The sequence below is a fragment of the Bradyrhizobium genosp. L genome, from assembly GCF_015624485.1.
GTDB lineage: Bacteria > Pseudomonadota > Alphaproteobacteria > Rhizobiales > Xanthobacteraceae > Bradyrhizobium.
Window position 1 is genome coordinate 727,681 of sequence record NZ_CP061378.1, and the last position, 11,190, is coordinate 738,870.

An 11,190-nucleotide genomic window follows, 5' to 3' on the forward strand; every position below is an offset into this window, starting at 1 on the left:
CGCTCCTTTGCCCACCCTACGCATCTACGTTCAATACTCCCCCTCAATCATTCCCGATCGTGTCCCCGAACAGCTTCCACGTCTCGCCATCGAATTTTTGCAGCCGCATTGCTTCGACCGGGAAATAGTCGGTCGGCGAGGTCTTCACCCTGATGCCGGGCAGGAACATCGGCAGCTCGATGTCGAGATTGGCGGCCTGCTTCATGATGTTCTCATGGGTGAGGTCGTCGCCGCACTGCTTCAGCACCTGCACGGTCGCCTCCGCCACCACATAGCCGTAGACGATCAGCTGGTCCTGTTGGCTGCCGTCCGGAAAATACTTCGTCATGAAGTCGTGCCAGGCGATGACGTCCTTGTCGTCTTTCCACTGCGGATCGTTCGGATCCTTCAGCGAGTAGGACGAGATGATGTCCTTGGAATACTCAAACCCCGCGGGCTTCAGCACCGAGGACACCGAGGTCGAGGTCGCCGCGAGGAAGAACAGGTCCGGCTTCCAGCCGATCTCGCCGATCTTCTTGATCGCCTGCGCCGCCTGCTTCGGGATCGCGTGCATGAACAGCACGTTGGCGCCCGACGATTTCAGCTTCACGATCTGGCTGTCGACCGTCGGATCGGTCGATTCATAGGTCGCTTCCGCCACCACCATCTTGGCGGTGTTCTCCGGCCCCAGCCCCTTCTTGAAGCCGTTGCCGTAATCCTTGCCGGCGTCGTCGTTCTGGTAGAACAGCGCGATCTTGGCGTCCGGCTTGTTGGTCAGCACGTATTTCGCATAGACCGCGGTCTCGGCCTGGTAGGACGGCTGGAAGCCGATCGACCAGGGATAATGCGCATAGTCGCCCCACAGCGTGGCGCCGGCGCCGACGAACAGCTGCGGCACTTTCTTGTCGTTGAGATATTTGCGCACCGCGAGGCCCGTCGGCGTGCCCAGCGGATTGAGGATCGCGGCGACTTCCTCCTGCTCGACGAGCTTGCGGGTCTGCTCTACCGTCTTCGGCGGCGAGTAGCCGTCGTCGAGCGTGATCAGAGTGATCTTGCGCCCGTTCACGCCGCCCTGGTCGTTGATCATCTTGAAGTAGGCGGCCTGCACCTTGGCGATCACGCTGTAGGCCGACGCCGCGCCGGAGAACGGCGAGGTCTGCCCGAGCTTGATCTCGGTGTCGCTGGTGCCCGCGCCATATTTTTTTTCGGCAGCGTGCGCCTGCGCGGCAACCGCAAGCACGGCTGCGGCCGTGATGGCCTTCCATCTCATCGTGAGCCTCCCTGTGGCGTTTTGCTTTTTTTGGCAGGAGGAGCTTACGCGAGGTAACGCGGGGAAGGCTTGCGGGGAGATGCTGGGGGCAGGGATGCGGAAATAGCACCACATTCGTCGTCCCGGCGAAGGCCGGGACCCATAACCACGAATGTTTGCCGTCTCGTGGAATGTGGCCCCAGCGTCGCGCCACAATTGACAGCCGGGGTAATGGGTCCCGACCCCCGTGCGCAATTGCGCTCCAGGCCGGGACGACGATGTTAAATCCCTTACCTTACCCGCACGCTGCCGGTGGTGATCGGATCGGTCGGCAGAATGGTCGCGCCGGCGCGGCTCGCGGCGGCCGAGGTGATCATGCCGGGCTCGCCGCTTGCGACATTGCGGGGCGGATTGAATTCGAACAGAAACAGCACCGTCGTCGCCAGCACCGCGATTGCGGCGGCTGCGAGCATCGGCACCAGTCTTCCGCGCGGATCGGCTGCGCGAACTTGCATTGACGTATTCCTTGACTGAGGTCGTTCTTGAGATGTGATCTATGTGCGGTGCGGCATCTTCCCAAGAGCAAGGCGCATGCGCCTCACGATGAGTTGTGCCGACCGTGATGATCCTGCAACGCTTTGAATGACTCCAAGTGTTCGAGCTACGCGGAATATCGCGTCACGGTTTCACGCTTGAGGGCCAATCGCCGAATCGCAAGGCGCGGCGGACGGCGTCGTTCGCACACAACGCGCAAAAAGAGATCGCGGCGTTTTGCATGCGCCGCATGCGTGCGCAATGTCGTGAGCAAGTCGCGGTCGTTAAGCATTCCTTCACCGCGCTCCGCCTCAAACGCACGTTGATTTGCGCTTATCGGGCGATAGAAGCCGCCGATGATTGCGGTGTCATTCCTCGACATTGTTAACCGCAAAACGAACTTGCCGCGCGTCAGCCCTGGCGTAGGTGAATGTTGCTCGTGAACCGTGATGTGCAGCACAATCTACTTCGCGATCATCTCGCTTCGCCGGGGGGGCCGCCACGAACCGATGTTCGAGCGCCGTCGCGGCCGCGCGCGGCCAAAAATGTCGAAAACAACCCCATGCAAAGGGAGTCGGTGGTTGCCGGCGTCCGATACGACGGCTGTCGACACGGCCGCTTGACACGCCGGGCAAATCAGCGCTATTATTCTAATATTCCGAAGTCACGCAGGCGCTGTCCTCGTCACCGCTGGTCTTGTGCGCGCGATAACCATGCGGCGCGCCTGCGGTTGCCGTCCCTTGTCACGACAACCGAATTTCGGCACCATGCTTGATGTGGCGGCGGCGACGCGCCTTGGCGCGCGGGCAGTGCTCGCCGCGCCGGTTTTGTTTGGCAGATTGTCTTGACTGATTTCCTGACCGGTCTCCCCCTTCCGCCTGCGGCAGGCAACGCGTTCGAGCGCGCCGGCTTCTGGCGTCGTGCCACCGCGCTGCTGGTCGATCTCGCGATCGCGACGCTGCTGCTGCAAATCCTGGCCTTCGTGCTGTATCCCGCGACCGGCGGCCGCGTGCAGTTCGCCGGCGGTTTCATGCTGCTCACTTGCGACAAGCTCGATGCCGTGCCCGAAGGCTTCAAGCTTCCCGGCGATTTCGTCCCCACCAGCATCGTCGAGTGCCGGCAGGGCCTGTTCGGGTTGACCTCGGCGCGCACCCTGCAGCTGACGCAGGTCTGGCAGAACGGCGCGCTGACACAGAGCAAGTACATCACCTTCCTGCGTGATGCCGAGGGCAGGCCGGTGACGCACTCGATTCTCGGCGAGGCCTGGCTGGCGCTGTTCTTCCTGCTGCGCCTGCTGTTCGATCGCCGCCGCGGCACGCCCGGCCGCCGCCTGCTCGGCGTCCGTCTCGCGGCGGCCGCGACCGGGCGCACTCCGCCGCCCTCGCGCGACGTGACCAGGCGCTATCTGCTGCAGGCCCTGCCGTTCGCGCCTTACATCATCCTGCCGGTGCTGATGCATCTGTTCGGGATCGAGATCGTGCCATTCAGCATCGCAGGCTTGATCCTGATGATCGCGCCCGGGCTCTGCGGCGGCGCCGGATTGCTGATCGCGCTTTACGCGATCGTCAAGCGCCGCGATGCGTTCTACGATTCGCGTGCGGGGACCGCCGTGCCGCGGATCGTTGGGCGCAGTGCCACGGCGCCGTCCGCGCAACCGGCATTGCCGCCGCCTGCTGTCGTGCCGGACGAGCCCGAGGTTGCCGATGCGGTCGTGGTGCAGCCACCGCCTCTGCCGCGGCCGGCCAACTATGTCGTGCGGCACTGGCGCGGCGAGCTGCCGCTGCCGCTCTCGTTCTGGGTCAACGACATCGTGCTCGGGGTCGCCTTCAGCATCCCGCTTGCGTTGCTGATCTCCCTGGCCGCGCAGCGCAGCGGCGAGCAGCCGCTGCTGTGGCTGGTCGTGCTGAGCATGGTCTGGCTCTTGATCGCGCTGTTGCGGGTCTGGCAGGCGGTCGGTATCTGGCGCGCGGCGTCGCGCTACGATGCCAACGGCCTGACCTTCTGGGGTGGCGCGGCGAAGCTCGCGACCGTGGGGATGCTGCTCTACTTCGCCTATAGCTTCGTGGTCGCCGCGATCCCGCAACTCGCCGGCATCTACGAGATCGTCGCCGGCGATGCGCTGGTCGGGCCGCACCAGTTCCGCGTGCTGGCGAACGGCCGGACGCTGGAGTTCTCCGGCGGCATCACCTTCGGCGTCGCCAAAGAGATGGAGAATTTCCTCGGCGCGATGGGCAACATCAGGACGGTGCGACTGAACTCGACCGGCGGACGCATGCTCGAAGCGCAGAAGATGGCCGACCTGATCAAGGCGCGCGAGTTGACCACCTATGTGGCGCAGGACTGCCTCTCCGCCTGCACCGTGGTGTTCCTCGGCGGCAAGGACCGCGTGCTGCTCAAGGGCCGCGGCCGGCTCGGCTTTCACCAGGTCAGGTTTGCCGGCATGACCTCGGCCAGCCGCAGCCTCGCGATGTCGAGCGAGATCGCACGGCTGGAGCGCTTCGGCCTCAGCCACGCCTTTGCCGAGCGCGCGATGTCGGCGTTGCCGAGCAGCATGTGGTACCCCGACCAGGACGAGCTGCTGCGCGAGAAGGTGGCGACGCGCCTGTTCACGCCGCCGCTGAAGCCACAAGCCTCGACCGCCGATGCCACCGCATCGGAGCCGGCGCCCGCGCCAGCCGAGCCCACGCCGCCCGCGGACACAGCCGCCGATCACGCCGTCCTGGCGCCGGCCCCACCTCGGCAAACCGACTCCGCCAGGCTGGAGTCCCGCAGCGTCTCGCTGCCGACCGAGCTCGTGAAACGGCTGACGCCGAAGGCCGCGGTGAAGGCAGGGGCGACCGAGGCGAAGTAGCGGGCGGCCAGGGCGGCACGCGATTTCCCGTCCGCTGTGTGCACAAGTGGACAGTCCGGCTGTTCCCTCCTGGTGTAGCGTCACGCATCACCGCACGGACCCCCGGCAGCTATCGGTGACCGAGAACGCCAGTTGCGCTCCCGCCTTCGTTCAGTGGAGCAGCATGATGCAGATCAAACTTTCCAATCCCCGCAAATCCGTCAAGCAACGGCTCGCCGACGAATCGATCCGCCTCCGCGACGAGGCGGGCGCCATGCCGCCCGGCGTCGCCCGCGACCGCCTGATCCGCATGGCCCGCCAGGCCGAAACCGCCGCGCGCGTCGATGCGTGGCTGACCTCGCCGGGATTGCAATCGCCGAAGTGAGCGAGGACGTCCGCCGCGCATTAACGCCGATGCGTTGAGCGACGGTGGCTGCATGGCGGACACAAGGAAATACTGGTTTGTGTGACGGAGCGGCGTGAGAGGTGGCTTCCCGATCTCGTGGGAGGGGTGGGCTTGGCTGTTCGGGGTGTTTGAGATCGAGGTTGCTGTGACGCGGGAGTTGCAGGGAGCGCTGCGGGTGGTCGCGCTTTGTGTTGTGATCGTCGTATTCTTTCTGCTTGCCAGGGGGAGAACGCAGGTAGTGTCGCAGAAATACTAGCCCGCCGACCGGTCGTTCTTCCTACGAATCTGCACGTTTGGAGGCCCGCAAAGTTGCACCGAAGTGCTGCTCTTCAAAACGCCATAACACGATGTCCGTCACGCTGATATTGTCACCCGTGACAAACGATAACGTCGAACACATCTCGTTTACCGTGGAATATCCAAATCGCAAGGCCAGTCTTGCGAGATGACGGTCCGGCTTCGCGGTCTTTACGCCAAGGTTTTTAGCAAGGTGGTGCACGGTGATCGGACCTATCAAGGGAAAGGAGGTAGCGAAGCCGAAGAAGTCATTATCGAGATAGGCTTTTACTTGCTGAAAGCCTAGTTGGTGCACAATCGCTGCTGTCTGCGAGATCGCTTGCAGCTTCCTTCTATTGCCAAATACAGTTAATGCCGTTGAGCTACAAACGTCTGACAGTTCGCATATCTCTCGCGCTGATTGCCAGTCGCAATAGCAAAGGGAGATAAAGTTGAAGTGTTTTCTAACCACCGACTCGCGAAAGCCCGAATTCAGCACCACCCAAGCATATTCCCGAAGGAAATCCGATTCGGAGAAGCCATTCAGGCCGGCGCGTTCTTGCCAACGAATCTCGTTGGCATATGCAGATCGTTCAATCCACGACTTTGCAGACAAGTAAAATTCAAGCAAGTTAGTGTCTACAGAGCGAGCCATTATCTATTATCGCGGAGAAAGAGTTTAATTTTTGCTAGCCAGATGAATGCGCCCGGCTTCTCGTCGATCAACCGGCTGATCTCAATCTTCATCTTGTGGTGTTGCTTAAGCGGCAAAAACTCCTGTTCGGGAATGCCGCTCCCGACGTCACTAGCCATGTCGTATCTATCTACCAAGCGTTGAAAATCCTTCGCCGGGATGTCGATTGATGTCGTTAGGAAATATCCTGCCTCTCGTTTTACCTCGGCATACATGGTGAAACTGCGTTGGTGAGCTTCACTCCGCCCGCGCCAGTCGGCTTTGAACTGAATTAACGTCAGTCCAAAAGTGACAGCGCCGAGCAGGCCGATCCACAACTGAGAATCCAAACGAGGTGGAGTAAGCCACTGGGCCATCTTAGGATCGACGAAGGCCATAGAGGTAATCCACGCAGACAGCAAAAGTATGGCGACGTCTGCAGCAAACTGCCGCCGGGCAAATCGATCGCGTAGGGCAGCGTGAGCTGAGCAGAGCTGATCGGCGACCCGACGAATCCGCTCGGCTTCGGTACGGAACGATGAATTATCCGGATCAGTCATCAATCAATCCGAGTGTCGCTTTCCACTGATCGCGCGACATGTGAGAGCTAGCATTCCGCATTCGTTTTGCGATCCGTCCAAGTATGTGACCTGCCGCAATTCTTTGGGGACTATTTGCCTCTCCGAGGTATCCATCCACGTGCACCGACTGACCAGAACTGTCGCGAATGGGCTGCAACACCAGATCCCGCGACCTTTCGAAGAAAACCGGGAGCATTGCGGCGGTCGTACTGGGGCCGGAATAGTCTTTGAAGGCGGCAATCGCCAGACTTTCTACATGATAGCCGGAGAGCCGTTGTCGTTCCGGCAGTGTACCTATTGCTGCCTTAGCGAGCTTAATCGTCGGAATAAGCTTTCCGTGACATTCTTGATTGCGCGTTGACAGCGCAGTTTGAAACTCCTCCGGGGAGATATGGGACCAGCCGTCCCGCATAAATGAAGGCACTTTCAGGCCTTCCTTAAACCGAAAGGCAGGTAGAAGCTGAATTTGCATTCCATCGCCATACTCGATGGTCACAGCCAATTTGCCTGCGCCAACTGAAGCTGTCGTTGGAACGGCATTCCGAACGATGTCGGCCACTCTCGGTAGCGCTTCTGATGGCTTCAGCCCCTCAAGCTCCGACCCGTTGAGAATAATGAGCGAATCAATGTCGCTGAGCCCATCAACGTAGGTGTGCTTTGCGACTGATCCGCCGAACAGCAAGTCAGTTGAGGTCTCCAAAGCATCGCTCATTTCGTCTTTAATTTCGTCGAGCCGCTCCTGAACGAGGCTGACGTCGCGGCTGTTCGCCGTGGCAAGAAGTTCTCCAAGAAGTGCGCTCAGTTCGGCGCCAAACGCCTTTATGGCGGTTTCGTCTTCAGCCTTTCGAACTTGCTTGGCGAGTTCTGCTGGAGACCTTCCTAAGAAGGGATCGCCGCCGCCGCTTCCGCCCATGGTTAGTCTCCCAGCAACATAGCGCACATTTCTTGATAGGCGCTCTTGATCAACTCATGATGCTTGCCAAAATGCCCAAAGTCACCATCGCTGACGTGTTTCAGCATGTTGAGCTGCATCTGTCGCATGTACTGATAGTTATTAGACCAGCAGCGACCTTCGACGATGTCCGAGTTGATGCTAATGGGTAAATTCAATGCGCCGTATGAGTGTCGATAGATCGTGTCTCCGTTGGAAAATGCGTATCGAAGCCAAGTTAGGCCGTCGAAGATGTCTGCGCCGGCTAGGAAGAATAGATACGTTGAGATCGTGTCCAAGCTTCCAAAGACGTGTATCGGCATGTTTGCGTATTGCCGATCGAGGAGCTTTCGAAGGCGCGCTACATTGACCATCCGCGTTAGTATCGAATTGCCTATCTCCTTTTCGGTGACGCCAACGACGGCGAAATCCTTCAATCGTGTAATATGGGGAGCAATATGATCGAGGTGGAGCCGGATCGAACCTTCACTTTCCGGCTTTAAGAGTATCGATCGAGCATGCTCTCCGGGCGGGAGAATCAGCTGCTGAGCTCGTTCGATTTGCGCTTGTGTATTAGTTCTATGCTTTGGATGGTCGAAGCTAACGAACACAGTCGGTGAATTACTGGTCCAACCTTCCACCACTTGTGCGTACTTCTCGGGGGACCATTCTTTCGCAACATGCTCGCCGTCGTAGATTTCTGAGAGGTCAGCATCTTTTGAGGCTTCATAACCTCCGCTATCGAGAAAGATGGCCGAGGCAAACTCGAACTCGGGGGAAATTACTCCATACGAAATATCGTAAGCGCTCACCAAAATTTCGTCGGATATGTATTCTTCGGACGCCTTGATGATCTTCTGGACCTTGGGAAATCCCTTGCTCGAGAAAGAAGGTAAGAGAATGGGAGTCGTTAGCTCTGTATGCGTGCCGAGTCTGACGGTCCTTTTCCTAGCGAACATTCCAACCTCTTCCGGTCAAGGCAGGATGCGCAACGATCGCAAGGCGGTTGATTGCCTGCTTCGCAGCTATAAGTTGCGCTGATTGAAATGTTTTGCGATAAGAAATAGCTATAGACGTCATCTTTGCTCCAATGAACGAATGGCGTCAGAACGGTCAGCTTTCCGTCGGAGCACTGCTGGACCAGTTCGTCTAACCTCTCAACGAAATCAGGTGAGCAATCGTAGTACGGTGTGCCGGCATGAATGCCGATTCCAATCCCGCCGGGTTCGCAATTCCCCAGCAGCACGGCAGCAAAGACTAAAAAGGCGTTTCTTCCCCTCAGCTCACCCGCGCCGTGTTTGGCGTGTGTGCTAACTTGCAATTCATCTACGGTAATTCCTAGTACATCCCTTAGCCGAGCCACGGCCTGGCGCTCCATATCGCGCGCCGCTTGACCGTAATCGATAAAGAGTCCTCGTACTGCAAAGCCGTTCGATCTCAGCAGAAGCACGGCTGATGCAGAATCGATTCCTCCGCTGAGCAGAACGGTTGCTGTTTTCATACGAATCAACCTCTAAAATACCTCGCAGAGGCGGAGGGTTTCTAGTGGGCGGATTGCGCTCTCAACTCCACTTTCGTTCAATATCTCTGACTGTCAGGCAAAAACAAAAACGGCCAGATCTTCCGACCCGGCCGTCCAAAACTATCTCCGCGCTTTTCTGCGCCGCAGCTAGCCTTCGCTCAGCCCGCCTTCTTCACCGGCGCCGGCTTGCCCACCTTCTTCTCGATCGCGCGCTTCAGGTCCAGGGCGCGGGGCGAGAGGACGTCGGCCTTGGCCTTGATCAGGTAGGCGTCGAGGCCGCCATTGTGGTCGACGCTCTTGAGCGCATTGGTCGAGACGCGCAGGCGCACGTTGCGGCCGAGTGCTTCCGAGATGAAGGTGACGTTGGCCAGGTTCGGCAGGAAGCGCCGCTTGGTCTTGATGTTGGAGTGGCTCACCTTGTGGCCCGTCAGGGGGCCCTTGGCCGTCAGTTCGCAGCGCCGCGACATGTCACAAAATCCTCATTGCATCCCCGGCATCGGCGGCACGTGCGATCACGCGGCCTGCGCGGGGGTTTTGAATTCGCGTCCATTTTCCAGGAACCGCGGGTGTATAATTGGGGATGGCGCCAGCGTCAAGATCAGACAGCGCCGAGGAGGTGACGGATATTCGCGGTTCATAAGCCGTTCCAGCCACTTAACGGCGGATATGGCAACCATATAAAGGGCGTATTCGGCTGCAAACTAGGTTCCATAAGGGCCCACGCGTTGTCTGGCCGGATCTGTCGCCTAGATGACTTCAAGCAGCGCCCGATAGCAGGACCGTCAGGTAAGTGACCGCCCCAATTGCCATTTTGCCGCCGTCCGGGTGGCTTGTCGGCCTTCTGGCCGGCGCCTTGCTGCTGTTCGGCGGCGAGGACGCGCGCGCGCAGGGGCGGCTCGATGCGCAGTACGAGGCGACCCTGGCCGGCATCCCCGTCGGCAAGGGCACCTGGACCGTCGAGGTCAGCGACGACTCGTTCTCGGCCTCGGCCCAGGGCGGCACCGCGGGGCTGTTGAAGGCGTTTTCCGGCGGCGCGGGCTCCGGCGCCTCGCAGGGCCGCATGGCCAACGGCGTGCCGATCGCGAACTCCTACACCGCGACCACCACGACCTCGAAGAAGTCAGAGACCATCCGGATGGTGCTTTCGAACGGCGTCATCAAGGAATCCGCGATCGAGCCGGAGCCGCCGGTCGATGCCGACCGCATCCCGGTCACCGACGCGCAGAAGAAGGGCGTGCTGGATCCGATGACCGGCTCGTTCCTGCGCATCCCCGGCAATGCCGAGCCGATGAGCCCGGACGTCTGCCGCACCGCCAACGGCGTGTTCGACGGCCGCATGCGCTACGATCTGCGCGCCGATTTCAAGCGCGTCGAGATCGTCAAGGCCGAGCACGGCTATCACGGGCCGGCGCTGGTCTGCGCGATCTATTTCGTGCCGATCGCGGGCTACATCCCGGATCGCCCGGTGATCAAATATCTCGCCGCCCAGCGCAACATCGAGATCGCCTTCGTGCCGATCGCGGGCACGCGCCTGCTGGTGCCGTTCCGCATGACGATCCCGACCCCGCTGGGCCAAGCCATGCTGGAGGCGACGTCGTTCATCACCACAGCCGCGCCGCCGCGCGTGGCGAAGACGCAGTAGGCCTTCGTCGCAAGGCGTGCTTGCTTCGCCTTCCCCCTGAAAGGGGGAAGGTCGGGATGGGGGTCGGCCACACGCACTGCTGCGCGCGGAGAGACATGATCCCCACCCGCTTTGCTCTGCGAGCAAAGCGACCTCCCCTTTTCAAGGGGAGGTGAGCGAGAGGCAGGCGTCGGGAATGCAACAAACGTCACTGGAATCCGGTTGACTCTCGTCCGGTTCTGATTCGACTCGGTGTTCTCACGAACTTAAGGAAATCAGTCCTCATCACAGCGGCTTGTGGAGCCCTCGCAAACTTGATCTAGTGCCGCCGCCTTGGATGCCACCGAGATGTTGCGGTGAACGTTTCAGGCCTGGATGCGAGTCAGCGATTCGGCCGCGATTCGTTCCGGACTCGTTCCGAAGCTTAAGGCGAAGGCGGAAAGCGTCGCATTGTGAGACAGATTTTGCGCAATTCTCTCTCCCGTCACCCTGAGGAGGCCGCAGAGCGGCCGTCTCGAAGGGCGACAGCCCGACTCGCTCCACGTGAGGAAAGTCCGATCAAAACCTGCGGATAGATTTCGGCCGTGC

At 60.2% G+C, this 11,190-nt stretch carries 12 protein-coding genes; 3 read left to right on the plus strand and 9 right to left on the minus strand.

Going from position 1 to position 11,190, the window contains the following annotated elements:
- Positions 1 to 43 precede the first annotated feature (43 nt).
- The 3 genes from IC762_RS03340 to IC762_RS03350 all read right to left on the minus strand — a co-directional run bounded on the left by IC762_RS03340 (position 44) and on the right by IC762_RS03350 (position 2,222).
- Positions 44 to 1,249 carry an ABC transporter substrate-binding protein gene (locus tag IC762_RS03340; protein ID WP_195787240.1) on the minus strand — a complete coding sequence of 402 codons (1,206 nt, stop codon included), beginning with the start codon at positions 1,247 to 1,249 and terminating at the stop codon, positions 44 to 46.
- A 269-nt stretch (positions 1,250 to 1,518) separates the two neighbouring features.
- Entirely contained in the window at positions 1,519 to 1,743 is a 225-nt protein-coding gene (locus tag IC762_RS03345; RefSeq protein ID WP_195787241.1) for a hypothetical protein, read from the minus strand.
- A gap of 146 nt (positions 1,744 to 1,889) precedes the next feature.
- Positions 1,890 to 2,222 carry a hypothetical protein gene (locus IC762_RS03350; RefSeq protein WP_195787242.1) on the minus strand — a complete coding sequence of 111 codons (333 nt, stop codon included), beginning with the start codon at positions 2,220 to 2,222 and terminating at the stop codon, positions 1,890 to 1,892.
- Between the two features lie 384 nt (positions 2,223 to 2,606).
- Between IC762_RS03350 and IC762_RS03355 the strand changes: the two genes are divergently transcribed.
- Both IC762_RS03355 and IC762_RS03360 read left to right on the plus strand, forming a co-directional pair.
- Positions 2,607 to 4,613 (plus strand): RDD family protein, encoded by a 2,007-nt coding sequence (locus tag IC762_RS03355; protein ID WP_195787243.1) that lies wholly within the window; start codon positions 2,607 to 2,609, stop codon positions 4,611 to 4,613.
- 115 nt (positions 4,614 to 4,728) lie between these two features.
- Positions 4,729 to 4,977: a hypothetical protein gene (locus IC762_RS03360; protein WP_246801408.1), complete on the plus strand. Its 249-nt coding sequence runs from the start codon at positions 4,729 to 4,731 to the stop codon at positions 4,975 to 4,977.
- Positions 4,978 to 5,275: 298 nt separating this feature from the next.
- Here the strand turns inward: IC762_RS03360 and IC762_RS03365 are convergent, their stop codons facing one another.
- From IC762_RS03365 to rpmB, 6 genes are all read right to left on the minus strand, one after another.
- Positions 5,276 to 5,905 carry a hypothetical protein gene (locus tag IC762_RS03365; RefSeq protein ID WP_195787244.1) on the minus strand — a complete coding sequence of 210 codons (630 nt, stop codon included), beginning with the start codon at positions 5,903 to 5,905 and terminating at the stop codon, positions 5,276 to 5,278.
- 23 nt (positions 5,906 to 5,928) lie between these two features.
- Positions 5,929 to 6,507: a hypothetical protein gene (locus IC762_RS03370; RefSeq protein WP_195787245.1), complete on the minus strand. Its 579-nt coding sequence runs from the start codon at positions 6,505 to 6,507 to the stop codon at positions 5,929 to 5,931.
- Entirely contained in the window at positions 6,500 to 7,441 is a 942-nt protein-coding gene (locus IC762_RS03375) for a CBASS oligonucleotide cyclase (protein WP_195787246.1), read from the minus strand. Before IC762_RS03375 ends, IC762_RS03370 begins: the two co-directional genes overlap by 8 nt.
- A gap of 2 nt (positions 7,442 to 7,443) precedes the next feature.
- Positions 7,444 to 8,271: a hypothetical protein gene (locus IC762_RS03380; RefSeq protein ID WP_210338413.1), complete on the minus strand. Its 828-nt coding sequence runs from the start codon at positions 8,269 to 8,271 to the stop codon at positions 7,444 to 7,446.
- A 98-nt stretch (positions 8,272 to 8,369) separates the two neighbouring features.
- Entirely contained in the window at positions 8,370 to 8,960 is a 591-nt protein-coding gene (locus IC762_RS03385; protein WP_210338414.1) for a 7-cyano-7-deazaguanine synthase, read from the minus strand.
- A gap of 179 nt (positions 8,961 to 9,139) precedes the next feature.
- Positions 9,140 to 9,448 (minus strand): 50S ribosomal protein L28, encoded by a 309-nt coding sequence (gene rpmB, locus IC762_RS03390; protein ID WP_195787249.1) that lies wholly within the window; start codon positions 9,446 to 9,448, stop codon positions 9,140 to 9,142.
- Between the two features lie 344 nt (positions 9,449 to 9,792).
- Between rpmB and IC762_RS03395 the strand changes: the two genes are divergently transcribed.
- Entirely contained in the window at positions 9,793 to 10,623 is an 831-nt protein-coding gene (locus tag IC762_RS03395) for a DUF3108 domain-containing protein (RefSeq protein ID WP_195789975.1), read from the plus strand.
- Positions 10,624 to 11,190: the final 567 nt, after the last annotated feature.

Bases quoted from the DNA above. Each gene is read 5' to 3' on its own strand.
- IC762_RS03340 (WP_195787240.1), bottom strand. From the start codon at position 1,249: ATGAGATGGAAGGCCATCACGGCCGCAGCCGTGCTTGCGGTTGCCGCG.
- IC762_RS03345 (WP_195787241.1), bottom strand. From the start codon at position 1,743: ATGCAAGTTCGCGCAGCCGATCCGCGCGGAAGACTGGTGCCGATGCTC.
- IC762_RS03370 (WP_195787245.1), bottom strand. From the start codon at position 6,507: ATGACTGATCCGGATAATTCATCGTTCCGTACCGAAGCCGAGCGGATT.
- IC762_RS03375 (WP_195787246.1), bottom strand. From the start codon at position 7,441: ATGGGCGGAAGCGGCGGCGGCGATCCCTTCTTAGGAAGGTCTCCAGCA.
- IC762_RS03385 (WP_210338414.1), bottom strand. From the start codon at position 8,960: ATGAAAACAGCAACCGTTCTGCTCAGCGGAGGAATCGATTCTGCATCA.
- rpmB (WP_195787249.1), bottom strand. From the start codon at position 9,448: ATGTCGCGGCGCTGCGAACTGACGGCCAAGGGCCCCCTGACGGGCCAC.